We start from the raw sequence: 17,168 nt of genomic DNA, 5'->3' as shown, positions 1-17,168 counted from the left end.
ACCTTTTAAGATATCACTCATTTGCCTAGGCCTCCTTTACGAATTACCATTGCAAGTTCATGGAGAGGCATATTTCCAATGGCTTTTTCTTGTAAATTTTTCATAATCCAGTTAAGTTCTGATTCTACATTTTTCGAACCTTTTAGCCTTTTAAATCTTTCCTGCATAATTGGGATAAGCGAAAGGATACTGGAAGCGCTACACTTAGAAAAATATATAGCTTTTAACACATACTTCATTTCCATCTTAGGTTGTTTATAGACAACCGTTAGCATCTTATATATAAGCTCAAGTTCTATTTCTTGCTCTTTTACAAAGGCAAAGAGTTCATATATCCTTTCAAAATCGAATGGTAAATTTGCTTTGGATTTTCTCTGGAGTGATTTAAGCTTGTGTCCCAATAGAGTGGCTACAAATTTAGGCTGAGTATTAAAATCGTCACAAATTCTTTGTATAAGAGGAACTAGATTGTACCTTAGAATGTAGGAAAAAGTATCAGCTGGTATATTCCAATTATTTAACTTTGTTATTTGCGTCTTAAGATCAATAGGCAAATTCCTGCCTGCAATATCTATAAGCTCTTGACTAATTGAAACTGGTGCTGAATCTGTGTCAGGATACATACGATCGGCACCTGGAAGTACTCGCTCAAACATAGTGGTGCCACTTACAAAGGATTTACGAGTTTCATTTGGTACTCCAATAAAGGCCAGTTTACAGCGTTCTTCAATAGACTCTAAAGCTGTGCTAATATCATCTTCCGGACCCCAAAAGAGAATTTGGGCATCATCGACTTTTGAATTAAGTAATTTACGGAGGTATTCAAAATTAATATCCTGATTTTCATTTCTGAATTCCTCAGAATGCGTCATATTTGGTTTTTCTATACAAGCAATAACCTTCAATCTGTCAGAAATCTCATCGGAAAACATTCGGCAAGGACCAGTGAAAAATGAGAGAATGTCTTTAAATCCTGGTAGGTTAACTACAACTAGTCTATGTTGTATATTTAAATTGTTTCTAATGCTTCTAGATACAGGCGTAATGCTTTCGCCCTTAAGAATTACATGACTAATTTGCCAATACTCAAAGTTTGGCATCCTTTCTATAAGATCATTACGGATTTCTAAAAGACTCTTTTGACGAAAAGCTTCATTGTGAACTAATTCAGGGATGTAGCTTATATGATCTACACCTTTAATTTCTACCCGAGTTCCACCATAGATACTAACATTAACATCCTGGCGTGCAGCTCCAATCCCTGTCCTTACTTTACCAGTACTACGGTTTAAAAAGCGAATATAGTTAGCAGCTTCAGCCACTTCATCTGGTGTTTTCATGTCAGGATAAGTAACTGTCTCTATAAGTGGCATACCCAAACGATCAGTAGTATACATCCTAACATGGCCAATGTCTGAAATCTCACGACAAGAATCTTCCTCAATACTTAGCTGAATGATTCTAACTATTTTATTTTTTAGAGGAATCTGTCCTTCAATGCTTATTATACCTGTACGTTGAAAGCCAGCAGGTATACTACCATCTAGGTATTGTTTACGTGTGATGTGTAGCTCACCCACAATATTCGTTTTAAGAAGCAAGGCAACTTCTAATGCAATTCCTAGAGCCTGTTTGTTTATCTTGAAAGGGGGAGTATCATCAATATCATAGGTGCAAGTGGTTAAATTGGAAATATGATACACTATGCTTTTTCTTGTCTTAAATTCCATAAGTGCGGTACCATCATATCCACCCATCTCGCTTAAGGTTGGCCTCATATGCCGTGCAATCTCAGCATCATATTGCCCATGCTTTTGAAAAACACCAGCTGGGCAGCGGCAAAAGAGTTTTTTTTCTGTCTTTAGTTGTTGGTGGACCTCTAGACCACACATAAACCCAAGTTCTTTATAGACATTAGAATCAGTCTGCTTAAGAAGGGAATACCCAATTCGTTTCTGAGTTTTAATGAAATTATTTTCCATTTTTATTTAATCCTCCAAAATTAATATATTAAAGACTTAAATATCATTAGATATTTTTGCACAGCGGTTACATTTTAAGAATACTAGCTGCTAAGTTATATATGAATCAAATGTTTAGTTGTTCTATTCTTATAAGAAGTATATGTTTGTGATTTTTTAATTATGTAGTTATGCAGCTTCAAAAAAAAATAACTAGCCAGTATGCTAGGTATTTTTGTGGTAGATGATTTATAGATTCTCTATAGAATTATCTGTGACATATTTTAGCCAGATTTAAATAAATATGATTAAATATGAAATTCATATATTATTATGTGACAATTTTATTTGAGGGGTGAAAATTAATGAATCTGTTATGGCAATCCAAGAAATAACAAAAGCCTCTCAAAATCAAGCCATCTTAGCAGAAAAACTAAATGGTATGATTCAAAAATTTAAGCTGTAATAAAATTACCCTGCAGAAATAGAAAAATGTTTTAATTATAGGTATATAAGGATATAATATTGTTAACTAGCAATTTATTGAAAGATCAATGGCTATTGTTAGTTGAAAATAATAAAATTTTTCATTATAGAAAGGTGAAGTTAAAATGAGTAAGATTGCACTTATTACTGACAGTACTTCCGATGTTGATAGAGAAATGATTGAAAAGTACGACTTAAAAGTACTTCCTCTAAGAATAATATATAAAGACAGAGAGTATATTGACAGAATAACTATTACTCCAAAAGAGGTTTATGATAATTTTATATATGAAATTCCCTCAACTTCACTACCTTCAATGCAAGACATGGAAGACATGTATGTAAAGCTTGAAGAAGAAGGATATACACATGCTATAGCAGTAATAATATCTGCAGGTTTGTCAGGCACATATAATACATTGAGATTGGCAAGTGAAAATCATCCATCTATAGAAACCTGCGTTTTTGATTCTAAATCACTAACTATTGGTGAAGCAGCAATTGTTGAAGAATGTGGTGAGATGATAAAAAACGGAAAAAATTTTGATCAAATTGTAGCAGCTCTTCCTGAAATACAAAGTAGAATTACTGTTTATTACGCAGTGGATACGCTTAAATATCTAATCAAGGGCGGTAGAATCGGAAAAGTTTCTGGTACTATAGGTGAAATATTAAATATAAAACCGATAATTTCAATTAATAGTGATGGCGTGTACTATACTTATGCAAAGCCAAAGGGGAAAAAGAAAGCCATAAGCAAGCTTGTAGATATAGCAAGAGAAGCTCTTGAAATTACCCCTTGTAAAATTTGGGTTATGCATGGTGGCGCTTATGAAGAAGTAAAGTCCTTTTCTGAAACAGTTGCATCCCTCCCAAACATTACGAGATTATCCTTTGGAGAAATAAGTCCAGTAGCCGGGGTTCATACAGGGCCTGGATTACTTGGAATTATTATAGTAAAAGAAGCGCCTACTAAAAAATAAACAATATCTGCTGTATAATACAAATATGCTAAAAAAACAGAAATTGCAAGGGAGTGCCCATAATGAATATTCAAGATATAATGTCAGGAGATTTTTCTGCATACCCTGAAGAAACACAAATATTTATGAGGGAATATACAGAAAAACTACGAGAAAGTATAAAAGAAGAATTGATACAGGATATATCCTACAAGATGCTTAAGGATATAGATAAAAGCAAAGATTATTTTATGAAGGTTTTATCTGATATATTAGATAATGGATATAAAGGCCTAAGTAAAATGTCTACTCAGGCACTTATAGACACATATTTAGAACGAAAAAATGAAGAAGATTTTTTTGTGTTATTAGGAAAGGTTAATGAAGAAGTTTAATTTTGCGATCATTTTTTTTTAGTTTCTATAAAAAAACATTAAATCACAAGATTTAATGTTTTTTTATTAATTAATTTTAATTTTTAAAGATAAAAACAAATTTATAACAGCAATAAATGCAGCAACAATGAAAACATATTGATATCCCATAGTTGTCCATAATATACCGCCTATAAAAGGTATTGACATAGCAATTACATGATCAAAGCTCGTACCAGCAGAAAGAGTGGGGATAACATCTTCTGGACATATAGCAATCTTTTTTACATAAGTGGATCTTGCCATTTCAACTACACTTAGTGAATTATCTATAACGTAGCAGGCCGCAATAATAACCACAGCTGCACTTGGTGAAAGTAAATAATCTGCAAAAGAATAGCCCATACAAATTACTATAAGAACTATAGCTTCTAGTGAAAGCACAAATCTTTCACCTTTTTTGTCTATAGCATTGCCAACAATGGTTCTTGTAAAAATGCTTAATATAGCAATTATAAATCCGAGCATTGCAAAAGTAGGAGGCTTAACATGGTACACTTGAATAAGTACCCAGGGTGCAAAGGTTAAAAAAATCTGCTTTCTTGCACCATTAACTACACTAAGGCAATAATATAGAGTATATTTTTTTTTGAAAACAAGGGTTACTTTTTTTTTCTTAGGCTTTTTAGATTTCATTAGACCAAGAAAAAATGCCGCAAAAATATAAAAAACTGAGGCAAGCACAAAAGCTATTTGATAGGTAAGGTTAAAGTATTTAAATCCAACCCATACAATTGCATAGCCCACAATAGTTGCAATTAGGTTATATGCGCTATACCTCCCTAGTCTTGCACCATAATTTCCATTTGCAGAAAGGTTCATACCTATTCCTGCAGATAGTGGCATAAAAATATGTGTACCTAGGCTAAGTAACATCATCCATAAAAGCATAGTGGCAAAAGATGGGGAAAACAAACCTAGTCCTAGCATTCCCAGTGCTGCAAATATCATCCCAATTATTGCTATTCTTATGTCCCCAAGGAATGCCAGTACTCCGAGTACTATAACTATTAGAACTCCTGGTAGTTCACGGGGAAACTCTACAATACCTCTAGCAGCAGCTGTTAATTTATATGTATCGCTTAAAAAATTATTAAATACAGTTGAGTTTATTCCACTTGCTATTCCAGTAAATAGTCCTACTATTAAAAATAACTTAAAGTCTCTATCGTTATTGAACTTACTCACTAGGCATGAGAATTTTTCTTTTATCTTTTGTTTTTTTACTACACCCATCTCACTAAGTTTTTTTTCACTCTCCATAAAGCTAATATCCCCCTTTATTCTAATTCAATTAATTATATTATAAAAAATAACAGAATTCAATTAAATCATCATATACTGAGATATAGTTAAACTAGTACCTAATGGATAATTCTCCACTTAGAATTGTGTCTTTAGGTTGTGTCCAAGTAGCTTCAATTAAAAAATTTATATTTAAGCCTGTTTTATAATTAAATAAAATCTCACTATCATGTAGCATATGATAATTTTTGTAAACTACTAGATTTTTATTGGCTTTATCTTTAATTATAATTGTCCAAATTCCATTTTTAGGCTGGAATATTTTAGCGGTAATAATTAGTGTTGACCAAAAGGTATTCTTGATTCCCGTTTCATAAAATCCTTTTCCATCATGAATATTTATTTTAAAAGCTTGTAGAATATTATTTCTAGTACTTGTTACTGCTTCTTCATCCATTTCTATTTTTTCGCTTTTCTCATTATTTATTAATCCTATCATACCTATCTCCTTATTAATTATTTTAAAGGAATGTGGGATTCAAAGAAAATTTCGTTATCATTTTATTATATGTAGTTATATATATAATGCTCCTCTAAAAAGCATTCCTGCAAAAAAAACTATAGATACTCCAATAATTTCAAAGTAAATTTGAGCTTTTTAATTAAAAATAGGTAAAGTAGTAAATACCCTTAGGAAATGTATATATTAGACGATATATGTGTTGTAGATAAAATATCTTTTGTAATTTTTTTAAAATTACTACAAGGATACAATAAAAATTTTTATTTATTATTAAAAAATCAATAAAAGAAGGTGATATAATAATGAATAATTTAACCATAGATATTGGTAATATTAATGATATTATAAAAAAAATAATTCAGCAAATAAGTAATAGCCGTAAGCAAATTCTTGAAATAGTTGATAATGTAAGAATAGAGTATGAAAATCAAAAATTAGAGCTTTTATTAATCAGAGCCAATATAGATAAAGTTATTAAGGAAGTTGACACACTTGAGGCGCAGGATAAACTTATGCGAAAAAAACTAGTGGAAATTTCAAAAAAATTTAACTCATATAATGAAGATGAAATTAAATCTGTATATGAAAGTGCTTCGGATATTAGAGTAAAATTTATTATCAAGCAAAATGATGAAAGACAACTTAAAGAAAGAAGAAATACCTTAGAAATAGTTTTAAAAAAATCTATAAAGAATATAGATAATTCAGAAAAAATAATTAACCAAATAAGTATCGCTATGGGATACTTAGAGGGAGACATTCTTTCAGTTTTAGAAGGTGCTGATAAAAACTCTGAGATGTTTATAGGAATAAAAATATTAGAAGCACAAGAAAATGAACGAAAAAGAATATCAAGGGATATTCATGATGGACCTGCACAACATATTGCTAATATTATTATGAAAGCAGATATTTGTAAAAAGGTTATTCAAAAGGATTTAGATGAAGGACTAAAAGAACTATCAGATTTAAAAGAAAGTGCAAAAGTGGCTTTAAAAGAAGTTAGAAGTATTATTTTTGATTTAAGACCTATGACATTAGATGATTTAGGGTTAAACCAAACAATTGAACAAGCTGTAAAATCTATTTCAGAAGATTTTAGTATGGATATTAAGTTAAAATTGAAACCTATGGAGACAGAAGTAGAATCCATTATTCAAGTAGCAGTATTTCGTATTTTTCAGGAAATTCTCAATAATATAAAAAAACATTCCAAAGCAAAACATTTGGAGGTCAAATTAGATTTTGGTGCAAAATATTTAAGCCTAATCATATCAGATGACGGTATTGGTTTTGATGTGGAAGAAACTTTAAAAAGAGTAAAAATCAAAGGAACTTCTTATGGACTTATTGGTATATTGGATAGGGTAAACCAATTACAAGGTCAAATTCATATAAAATCCTGGGCGGGAGCAGGCTGCGTTTATAATGTTTTGCTTCCAGTTAATCGAGAGGTGATTAGAGATGAAAAAAGAGGACATTAAAGTATTAATAGCAGACGACCACGATCTCATTAGACAAGGGTTAAAGAGAATAATCAGTTTTGAAGATGATATAATTATCGTTGGAGAGGCTGCGAATGGTGAGAAGGTGCTTGATATGTTAAATAGTTATGAACCTGATGTCATATTATTAGATATGAAAATGCCTTTAATGGATGGGATTGAAGTGCTCCAAAGGTCAAAGAAAAAATTAAAGAGTATAAAAATAATCATGCTCACAGTTGAAAATGACAGGACTTTTATTCTAGACGCTATTAACAAGGGAGTAGATGGATATGTACTTAAAGAGTCTGCAGGCACAGAAATTGTGGATGCAATCAGAACAGTCTATTATGGAGATAAATATATAGATAAATCACTAGTTTCTGTTCTGTTCTCGGAGTTTAAAATAAAAGATAAAAAAAAGCAGTGTGTCTTAGATTCCTTATCAAAAAGAGAAATTGAAGTTTTATTATATATTTCGAAAGGATTAAGTAATAAAGATATTGGAGAAAATCTATTTTTATCAGAGAAAACAATAAAGAACTATGCCACAACTTTGTTTAGAAAAATAGGAGCACATGATCGTGTTCATGCCACTATTTTTGCACTAGAGGAGCACATTCAGCTGTATTATGAATCTAAGTTTCAAGAATAATTCAAATAGGGACTAAGGTCCCTATTTTTTATTGATTTTTATACCTATAGAATGTGACTTTTAGTATCTTATATGTCTTTCTATTTAGGAATATAATGAGCTTAATTGTATGATATCTCGGACCAAAATGAAGTATTATCAATATTTTTTATAATATTAGATTCAACTGTTATCAAAATTTTAAATATGATTTAGGGGTGATGATATGATTAAAAATTTAAAATGTAATGACGATAAAATAATTAATGTATTTGTAGCTGATTCCTATACTAAAAGGCTATTTGGGTATATGTTTAGAGAGAAACCGCATCATGATGCTATTATGCTAACGCCCTGTAATGGTATTCACACATTTTTTATGAAGTTTAACATTGATGTTTTATTTCTCAATGAAGACATGCAAGTTATTATAAAAATAGAAAATTTAAGGCCAGGACAAATTGTTGCTAAGGTAATGGGATCTAAGATAGTCATAGAATCTAAAGCAGGTGTATTTAATAATATTAAAGAAGGAAATATACTTAATATTTAAGGTTGCTCATGCATTAGGGTTTACTATCTTACTTTCTAACAAAAACTCTTTTGACATTGAAATTCATGAATAAATGAAAACATAATAAGAAATTCTTTTATTTATTATTTTAAGGAATTAAAGCGTAAAGAATGCTATAATTGTATTTTGAATTATATATTGTGATTTACGATTAAAGCAAAAGAAGGTGGAAGTAATTAAAGATAATAAATATTTACCTATTAGTAAAAGTGATATTTTAGATAGAGGTTGGACTGAACTAGATTTTATTATAGTAACTGGTGATGCATATGTAGATCATCATAGTTTTGGAACAGCAATTATTTCAAGGGTTCTAGAAAATGAAGGCTATAAAGTAGGAATAATAGCTCAACCTGAATGGAAAGATACAGAAGATTTTAAGAAACTCGGCAAACCAAGGCTAGGATTTTTAGTTAATGCTGGTAATATGGATTCTATGGTTAACCATTATACAGTAAGTAAAAAAATAAGAGAAAAAGATTTGTATTCTCCTGGTGCAAAGATGGGACTTCGGCCGGATAGAGCAACAATAGTCTACTGCAATAAAATAAGGGAAGCATACAAAGGTATTCCTCTTATTATTGGAGGAATAGAAGCAAGTCTAAGGCGGTTTGCACATTATGATTATTGGAGTGACAAGGTAAGAAAGTCCATGCTAATCGATAGTGGGGCAGATCTACTAATATTTGGTATGGGTGAAAAACAAGTTGTTAACATTGCAAATAAATTAAATGAAGGTATAGATATAAAAGACATAACGCGAGAGCTTGGAACCTGTTATGTATCAGAGAACATAGAAAATATTGGTGACCACGTTGAAATAGCATCCTATAAGGAAGTCTGTAATGATATGAAAAAATATGCACAGGCTTTTAAAATACAATATGATGAACAAGACCCTATTCGTGGTGGCGTTATAGTACAAAAGCATACTAATAAGTATCTTGTGCAAAATAAACCGGAAATGCCACTTACTAGAGAAGAATTAGATGTTGTTTATGGCTTGCCTTATCAAAGAAATTATCATCCTATGTACGAAAAGATGGGTGGAATTCCAGCTATAGAGGAAGTTCAGTTCAGTTTAGTTAGTTCAAGAGGATGTTTTGGTAGCTGCGCGTTCTGCGCAATAACATTTCATCAAGGTAGAATTGTGCAAAGTAGGAGTGAAAATTCACTAATAGAGGAAGCAATAGAAATTACAAAATTAAAGGGTTTTAAAGGATATATTCATGATGTAGGAGGTCCAACCGCCAATTTTAGACAACCTGCATGTGCTAAACAATTAAAAGTAGGTGCTTGCAGAGATAAGCAATGCTTGCATCCTGCTCCTTGTAAGAGTTTAAATGTTGATCATATGGAATATTTAAATTTGCTTAGGAAACTTCGAGAATTGCCAGATATTAAAAAAGTTTTTATACGTTCAGGTCTGCGTTATGATTATATTATGGCAGATAAAAATGAAACCTTTTTTAATGAACTTATTAAGCATCATGTAAGTGGGCAACTAAAGGTTGCACCTGAGCATGTTTCTCATAAAGTTTTAAAATTTATGGGTAAACCAGCGGGTAAAACTTATGATAAATTTAGGGAAAAGTTTTATAAGGCTACTGAGAAAATAGAAAAAAAACAATATCTTATTCCTTATTTAATGTCTAGTCACCCAGGGTGTCCAATGAGTTCAGCGGTAGAACTTGCAGAATATCTTAGGGATACTAATTATCAACCTGAACAAGTTCAAGATTTTTATCCAACTCCAGGAACACCATCAACAACTATGTTTTATACTGGACTTGATCCAAATACCCTTGAAGAAGTTCATATACCTAAAACCAAGCATGAAAAAGCCATGCAAAGGGCATTACTTCAATATAAAGATCCTATGAAATACGATTTAGTATATTCAGCTTTAATAGAAGCAAATAGAGAAGATCTTATTGGTTATGGCCCTAAATGTTTAATAAAACCACGTGGGCAAAAAAATAAAGAGCACTTAAGCAACACAAACATAAAACCAAAATCAAAAGAAATAAGAGGCAAAGCTAAAGGAAGCAATATAAAAAGTAGCACCAGAGATAAACCTATAGATAAAAACTTTAAAAAGAAAAATAAGCCTACAATAACTGAAAATAAGACCAATCATGGAAGTAGACAAGATAATAAAAATAAGGCAAGAAGTAACAAAAGAAAATAGTGAGTTATAAAAAACGCCTATATCCATAAAATGGATGTAGGCGTTTTTTATAACTCAACTTTAACGACATTTCAGAAGGAAAGCTTCCACTTCTATAAGTGGGGGTCACATACTACAACAAAAATAAAACTGCAGTGGGATTTTAAATTTTCTTCTGAAGTCGTTAATTACAGCTCCGCAGGAGATGATTTAACTATTTTGTTTATACTCTCTTCTTCTACTAGTTCGCTTTTACTTAAACCCTTTCTAAAATATCTAATTTGTTTATATTTAATTTTATTCATCTCAAAATCTAAAACATCTATTCTGTCGCCTTTATAAATAACAGGTTCTTTACTACCTTTTAAAAATACATGTACTTCCATAGTTTTATTTATTAGCTGCAGTGCAGCTACTCCTTTCATTGTTTAATGGTAAAAAAAATCATATGTTACTATTTAAATTATAGTGCCATTACCTACATTTATCAAGGTGAAACAAGCAAAGAATTTAATAATAGTTAACCATTTATTTATTAGTGAATATAATATTAATAAAACAATCGTAGTAGGTGATTAAAATGTATACTAATAGTATTTTAAATTTAATTGGAAATACACCACTTATAAGCTTGAAAAAGCTATATGATTCAAATATATTTGCTAAGGCTGAATTTCTTAATCCAGGTGGAAGCATAAAGGACAGAATTGCAAAATTTATGATTGAGCAAGCAGAAAAGGAAGGACTGCTTACACATGGAATGACAATAATGGAAGCTACATCAGGAAATACGGGTATAGGGATAACATTAGTAGGAATTCAAAAGGGCTATAGAGTTGTTATTGTAATGCCTGAAAATATGAGTGAGGAGAGGAAGAAGATAATTAGGTTACTAGGAGGAGAACTTATATTAACACCTAGGTCAGAAAATGTAAAAGGAGCTTTAAATGAAGTTAAAAGGCAAATAGAGGCTAATTCCAATATTTTCGTGCCTAATCAATTTACTAACATTAATAATCCACTAATTCATTATAATACAACTGCTGTTGAAATATGGAGTGAACTTCAGGGCAATGTAGATATTTTCATATCCGGAATAGGTAGTGGAGGAACACTTCAAGGCATCGGTTCATTTTTAAAAGACAAGAACCCGAAATGCATAATTGCTGCTGTAGAACCAAAGAATGTTTCCGCTCTTTTAGGGCATACTCCCGGATTCCACAAGATACAAGGAATAGGAGATGGATTTATTCCAAAAGTATTAGATGTTTCATTGATTGATGATATAATAATGGTTACTGATGAAGATGCTATTGAAACTTCTAAAAAAATAGCAAGGGTAGCAGGTGCTTTAGTTGGAATTTCTTCTGGAGCAAATATATGGGCAGCAAAAAAAATGGCAGAGAAATATGGGAAGGATAAAAATATAGTGACTATTTTGCCAGATAGAGCGGAAAGATATTTTAGTATGGATTTGTTCTAAGATAAAGTTAAAATGCAGATATCTTTTTACTGAAAATCTAATATAGATTTATTTCTAAAAGGAGATAAGAAAATGATTTGTAAAGAATATTTATTAGATGCTAATATAGTTATAAAAGTGTGGAATAAATATCCTACCTTATTAGATACTATTGAAAATGTAGAATGGGTTGATTTTAAAATCTCTGAGGAAATTGCTGGAGAGTTATCCGTAAAAGAATATGCAAAATTCAACGAAGACTTTGTACTGTCAAATAAATTTTTAAAATTATTAGGGCATATTATTACTAATAATTGCCCTAGTTTTACTGAAGATTGCATAGGTGGTAATCCAATTAAATATGAGAAGAATAAAAATATATATTTTGTTAATGGAGATAAAATTTCTATAAATGACTATAGCCTAATCCATATTTGCGAAAGGAATAAAGATTATACCCTTGTGACTGAAGATAAAAAAATGCTCAGAAGTGCAAAAATTATATTAGATACTTCAAGGGTATTAAACTTTGATCAATTCGTGGATGATTTAAAAGAATTAAATGTATTATAATGACGCAGCATAAAAGGCTGCAATTTAGTGAATTGAAGCCTTTTATGCTATTTTAAATTATTGGAATTTATTTGATGTTTTTTCTAAATATTGTTTGAAGTTAAAATTCCATAACTCATAAATTTTAGAATTTTCATCATTAACTGCTGATAAAAATTCATCTAGCACGCCTAAGTTATTTAGGCCTTTCATTAGATGTCTAGGATAGATTACTTTTTTGGAATAATTATTTTTAGGATCAATGACAGTAATTGAAAAATCTTCTTTTAAGTACAAGTCTTTACACCTAATATCTAGTCTCTTAAAATTTAGCTTCTTGAATTCTTCAATAAGCCTTATAATGTTATGTGAGATTTCTTTATTTATACCATGCTTTTTTATATATTTGTCTAGCCGCTCTCCACTTGCATAATCTCGTACAATATAGTAATCTCCATGTTCATAAACTTTAGGGAAAAATTTACTCCTTCTAGTTTTCATAAAAATATCATATTCCTTGCCACAAATTCTTTTATTTTTAAAAATTTTGATTACTCTTTGGTTAGGAAGGGAATACACTATTCCATTATGACCAGATCCTAAAAATTCTGATGTTCTAAGCATTTTTTCTACTCTACTATTTAATTGAATATAATAATCGGCCTTTTCATTCATATTATCATCTTCTTTATAATTATATTACTATATTATATGATAGAAGTTTGTAAGTATTTCTTAGATATGAATAAAAATAATATAATTATTTTTTATCTAGATAATTTTTGTTATCACATGCCATTTTTATTGCATCATTAATATTATTTGTAAATTTATTCCTATAAGAAACAAAATTTCTCCCATCTTGAATTATTTTGCCTGTGTTTTTGGGAGGTTCTTTAATTTTAAAAACCATATCATTGAGATCTTCTAGCCTTTTAATTAGGCTAGTATTTTGTTTTTGGAGTTCATCAGCATAAGTGTCAGAATTGCATTGAACTATATTTGAATTAATTAATGTTTCAGAATACTGAAAGCCTTTAAATATTCCCTTATAATAGGATAGCTCAATAAAATCGCGAGTTCTAAGTGAGCTGGTTTGTTTTAATAATGATTCTATATAAAAATCCTCTATATCATCCTTCTTAAAGCCGCTTTTAACCGCTCTATTCATAACTCTATCTGCTATTGCTTTAATTTTTATATTCTTAAAATTCATAATTTTCCTCCAGCGTTTAATTTTTCTTTTGATTGTTTGAAATTAATTATAATTTAACCCCATATAATCTTATCAAAATAAGTGCCATGAGTAAACAAAAAAACCTTAGCACTAAAAATATATGCTGAGGCTTATTGTTTATTTAAACGTCTTGCTTTTATTTAAACGTTTTGCGTTTATTTAAACGTTTTGCGTTTATTTAAACGTTTTGCGTTTATTGTATTGGAATTTCTAATAAAGCATTTCCATTTAAAGTGTAATCACTGTTATAAATTGATAAGTTAACTGATATGTCATTTTCATTTTGTATTTGAAGAATGCTATCATTAAATTTAATGTTTAAAAGTGCACCTCTAAAGGTTATTTTAAAAGAACATGAGTGCCAGTGTTTAGGGATAAATGGATTTAATATTAATTTATTATCGCAAACTCTGAGCCCTCCGAAACCATGAACTACTGCCATCCATGTTCCTGCCATACTAGTAGAGTGACAACCATCCTTTGTGTCGTTGTTATAATTATCAAGATCAAGTCTAGAAGTCCTTAAATACATTTCATAAGCTTTATCATAATTTCCGATTTTTGTAGCTAATATAGTATGAATGCAAGGGGACAAAGAGGACTCATGTACAGTTCTAGGTTCATAAAAATCAAAATTTCTTTTAATTGTATCAGTATCGTATTCCCCTTCAAATAAGTAAATACCTTGAAGTACATCAGCTTGTTTTATAAAGCATGAACGTAGTATTCTATCCCATGACCAGTTTTGATTTATTGGTAGATGCTTTTTATCTAATTCACTAACTAATATCTGCTCTTTATCCATATATCCATCTTGTTGAAGAAAAATTCCAAGTTCTTCATCACAAGGATAGTACATATTTTCAATGATATTATTCCAAGTAATAATTTCTGAATCCTTAAAATTAAGCTTTTTCTTAAGTTCACTTAATCTTTCAGGTTCATTTTGGATTAGGTAATTTAAGACCTCAATTGTATAATTTAAAGTCCAGCAGGCAATTTTATTTGTATACCAATTATTATTTACATTATTTTCATATTCATTAGGTCCAGTAACACCTAGAATCACATATTTATTTTTACTTTTTGAGAAAGTAGCTCTTTGAGCCCAAAATCTTGATATAGCTGTAAGTACCTCAAAACTAAATTCACCAAGGCAAGATTTATCTCCAGTATAATTCACATAATTATAATTAGCATAAGCTATGGCTCCATTTCTGTGTATTTCCTCAAAGGTTATTTCCCACTCATTATGGCATTCCTCACCATTCATTGTTACCATTGGATAAAGGGCTGCTCCATTTGTAAAACCTAATTTCTCAGCATTTTCTATGGCTTTGTCTAACTGCTTGTACCTATATAATAAAAGGTTCTTTGATACTTTTTCCTGTGAAGTACTTAGATAAAATGGTATGCAATATGCTTCGGTATCCCAGTAAGTGCTTCCACCATATTTTTCACCAGTGAAGCCTTTTGGTCCTATATTTAGCCTATAATCTTCTCCCGTATAGGTCTGATTTAATTGGAATATATTGAATCTAATTCCTTGCTGTGCAGGAATATCGCCTTCAATAACTATATCGCTTTCCTTCCACTTTTCTTCCCAAGCATAAGCCTGCTCTTTTAGTAATGTTTCAAATCCATCCACTTTAGATTTACTGCAAAGTTTTTTAGTTATCCCAATTAGCTCATCTTTTTCATAATATCTGGAGGAGGTATTTGCAACATATTTATAAATTACCACTTCATCATTTTCATTGCAATGAACTAACACATTATTAGAAATGTATTTTTCACTTTGCTTAAATTCTGCAATTGGTTTAATAATTTCACCGTTTTTAGTTATTTCATAAGTCATATATGTGCAGATGTGAAAATCTAATTTCTTGGTTTTAAGCATCATATATCCTTCATAAGGTTTAACTTCACTAGAAATCTCATCCCAGAACTTCTCATCATAATTGGAATCAGAATTCATAATATCTCCATCAAGGTAAGGTGTAATCTCTAGTTTGCCTTTAAAGTTCAATGGTTTTATAGAATACTTTATTGTGCCTATTTCACCTCGCGTCATACTTATAAATCGTTTACTGTTTACTTCAATCTCATTACCGTTTGAAAGTACAGCCACAAAGCTTCTTTGTAAATATCCTTGTTTCATGTTCAAAACTCTCTCAAATTGTTTTACAGTGCACTTAGCAAGGTCTAGTGAAATATCATTAATTTTAATGTTTATACCAATCCAATTTGTTGAATTTAAAACCTTAGCAAAATATTCTGGATAGCCGTTTTTCCACCATCCAACTCTTGTTTTGTCAGGATAATAGACGCCTGCTATATAATTGCCTTGAAGAGATGTACCACTATAATCTTCTTCAAAATTTGCCCTTTGTCCCATATATCCATTACCTAAACTAAAAATACTCTCAGATATTTCATTGTTATCTGCATTAAATCCTTGTTCAATAATATTCCATTCGTCTAATTTATAATAGTGTTTCATTAAAATCCTCCTAGTTATTCTCAGGGGCATTAAACAATTCTCAATTGTTTAGCCTTATAGTTTTAATTTATCAAAAGTCATATCAGAAAACCCTGCTAGGACTAAATGAGCCATTTTTAATATATTTTTAGAACCTATTCCAATGCAATACATTCCAGCATTAATGGCAGCTTGCACTCCAGCTTCCGCATCTTCAAAGACAATACACTCACTAGGCAATACCTTAAGTGCCTCAGCGCCTTTTAAGAAAACTTCAGGGTCAGGTTTTGCTTTAGAAACTTTTGTACCATCAATTATAGCATCAAAATAATTCGTTAAATTTAACTTATCAAGAATAAGCATAGAATTCTTACTTGCAGAACCTAATGCAACTTTTATGCTATCTACTTTAAGACTTTCTAAGAAACCAATAACCCCAGGTAAAATATCCTTTGGAGTTAAATTGGAAATATAATCCACATACCAGATGTTCTTTTTTTGGGCTAGTTGAATTTTTGTATCAGAGTCTAGTGTAATATTTCCTATCTCTAATATGATATCCAATGACCGCATTCTGCTTACACCTTTTAATCTTTCATTGTCTTGCAATGAAAACTGAATGTTTAATTCCTGTGCTAGTCTCTTCCAAGCTAAATAATGATATTTAGCAGTATCAACCAATACTCCATCTAAATCAAATATAACTGCTTTAATATTGTGCATAGTTTCCTCCTTTATTTTATGTAAATTATTATATCAATGAGAGTATTTACTTTAATATGTTAATGTCTATAGTTATATAATAATATAAAATGATGGATTTGTGAATGCGTTTGCATAAAATAATTTGTATTATTTTTTATACGTCAAAACATTGTGAGTGGAATAATGAAATAGTATACATTCAACAAATTCAATGGTGTAACAAACTAAGTATAGGTAAAGTAGTTATACCAACAAAA

Annotated in this window: 16 protein-coding genes; 8 read left to right on the top strand and 8 right to left on the bottom strand. The window is 30.4% G+C overall.

Annotation, left to right across the window (positions count from 1 at the left end):
• Positions 1–17: 17 nt before the first annotated feature.
• On the bottom strand, positions 18–1,982 hold the full coding sequence (gene gatE / locus G9F70_RS14225) for a Glu-tRNA(Gln) amidotransferase subunit GatE (RefSeq protein ID WP_164943610.1): 1,965 nt from the start codon (positions 1,980–1,982) through the stop codon (positions 18–20).
• A gap of 590 nt (positions 1,983–2,572) precedes the next feature.
• On the opposite strand from gatE, the gene G9F70_RS14220 reads away from it, so the two are divergent.
• Positions 2,573–3,430 carry a DegV family protein gene (locus G9F70_RS14220; protein ID WP_164943609.1) on the top strand — a complete coding sequence of 286 codons (858 nt, stop codon included), beginning with the start codon at positions 2,573–2,575 and terminating at the stop codon, positions 3,428–3,430.
• A 62-nt stretch (positions 3,431–3,492) separates the two neighbouring features.
• The gene (locus G9F70_RS14215; RefSeq protein ID WP_224617583.1) at positions 3,493–3,804 is read left to right on the top strand and encodes a hypothetical protein; all 312 of its coding nucleotides are present in this window, start codon (positions 3,493–3,495) and stop codon (positions 3,802–3,804) included.
• A gap of 66 nt (positions 3,805–3,870) precedes the next feature.
• Here the strand turns inward: G9F70_RS14215 and G9F70_RS14210 are convergent, their stop codons facing one another.
• Positions 3,871–5,106, bottom strand: a complete 1,236-nt coding sequence (locus G9F70_RS14210) for an MFS transporter (protein ID WP_318010996.1) — start codon at positions 5,104–5,106, stop codon at positions 3,871–3,873.
• A gap of 94 nt (positions 5,107–5,200) precedes the next feature.
• Positions 5,201–5,587: a hypothetical protein gene (locus G9F70_RS14205; RefSeq protein ID WP_164943608.1), complete on the bottom strand. Its 387-nt coding sequence runs from the start codon at positions 5,585–5,587 to the stop codon at positions 5,201–5,203.
• Between the two features lie 326 nt (positions 5,588–5,913).
• On the opposite strand from G9F70_RS14205, the gene G9F70_RS14200 reads away from it, so the two are divergent.
• The 4 genes from G9F70_RS14200 (at position 5,914) to G9F70_RS14185 (ending at position 10,494) form a co-directional block, all read left to right on the top strand.
• Positions 5,914–7,095 carry a sensor histidine kinase gene (locus G9F70_RS14200; RefSeq protein WP_164943607.1) on the top strand — a complete coding sequence of 394 codons (1,182 nt, stop codon included), beginning with the start codon at positions 5,914–5,916 and terminating at the stop codon, positions 7,093–7,095.
• A complete protein-coding gene (locus tag G9F70_RS14195; protein ID WP_164943606.1) occupies positions 7,076–7,750 on the top strand; it encodes a response regulator in 675 nt (224 codons plus the stop codon). Before G9F70_RS14200 ends, G9F70_RS14195 begins: the two co-directional genes overlap by 20 nt.
• A gap of 205 nt (positions 7,751–7,955) precedes the next feature.
• A complete protein-coding gene (locus G9F70_RS14190; protein ID WP_164943605.1) occupies positions 7,956–8,282 on the top strand; it encodes a DUF192 domain-containing protein in 327 nt (108 codons plus the stop codon).
• Positions 8,283–8,478: 196 nt separating this feature from the next.
• On the top strand, positions 8,479–10,494 hold the full coding sequence (locus G9F70_RS14185) for a YgiQ family radical SAM protein (RefSeq protein WP_164943919.1): 2,016 nt from the start codon (positions 8,479–8,481) through the stop codon (positions 10,492–10,494).
• Positions 10,495–10,661: 167 nt separating this feature from the next.
• Here the strand turns inward: G9F70_RS14185 and G9F70_RS14180 are convergent, their stop codons facing one another.
• Positions 10,662–10,859, bottom strand: a complete 198-nt coding sequence (locus G9F70_RS14180; RefSeq protein WP_164943918.1) for a hypothetical protein — start codon at positions 10,857–10,859, stop codon at positions 10,662–10,664.
• 185 nt (positions 10,860–11,044) lie between these two features.
• On the opposite strand from G9F70_RS14180, the gene cysK reads away from it, so the two are divergent.
• Positions 11,045–11,956, top strand: a complete 912-nt coding sequence (gene cysK / locus G9F70_RS14175) for a cysteine synthase A (RefSeq protein WP_411956004.1) — start codon at positions 11,045–11,047, stop codon at positions 11,954–11,956.
• Between the two features lie 72 nt (positions 11,957–12,028).
• Entirely contained in the window at positions 12,029–12,508 is a 480-nt protein-coding gene (locus G9F70_RS14170) for a hypothetical protein (RefSeq protein WP_164943603.1), read from the top strand.
• 57 nt (positions 12,509–12,565) lie between these two features.
• On the opposite strand, the gene G9F70_RS14165 is transcribed toward G9F70_RS14170, so the two are convergent.
• The 4 genes from G9F70_RS14165 to pgmB all read right to left on the bottom strand — a co-directional run bounded on the left by G9F70_RS14165 (position 12,566) and on the right by pgmB (position 16,929).
• Positions 12,566–13,162 (bottom strand): protein kinase, encoded by a 597-nt coding sequence (locus G9F70_RS14165; protein ID WP_164943602.1) that lies wholly within the window; start codon positions 13,160–13,162, stop codon positions 12,566–12,568.
• Positions 13,163–13,247: 85 nt separating this feature from the next.
• Positions 13,248–13,703 carry a hypothetical protein gene (locus tag G9F70_RS14160; protein ID WP_164943601.1) on the bottom strand — a complete coding sequence of 152 codons (456 nt, stop codon included), beginning with the start codon at positions 13,701–13,703 and terminating at the stop codon, positions 13,248–13,250.
• Between the two features lie 214 nt (positions 13,704–13,917).
• Positions 13,918–16,227, bottom strand: a complete 2,310-nt coding sequence (locus tag G9F70_RS14155; protein ID WP_164943600.1) for a family 65 glycosyl hydrolase domain-containing protein — start codon at positions 16,225–16,227, stop codon at positions 13,918–13,920.
• A gap of 54 nt (positions 16,228–16,281) precedes the next feature.
• A complete protein-coding gene (gene pgmB, locus G9F70_RS14150) occupies positions 16,282–16,929 on the bottom strand; it encodes a beta-phosphoglucomutase (RefSeq protein ID WP_164943599.1) in 648 nt (215 codons plus the stop codon).
• Positions 16,930–17,168 lie beyond the last annotated feature (239 nt).

Origin of the sequence: Clostridium sp. FP1, from assembly GCF_011065975.2 — a bacterium.
GTDB lineage: Bacteria > Bacillota > Clostridia > Clostridiales > Clostridiaceae > Clostridium_AD > Clostridium_AD tagluense.
Note: the sequence above shows the minus strand (reverse complement) of the source record. Positions and strands in the feature narration are given on the sequence as shown.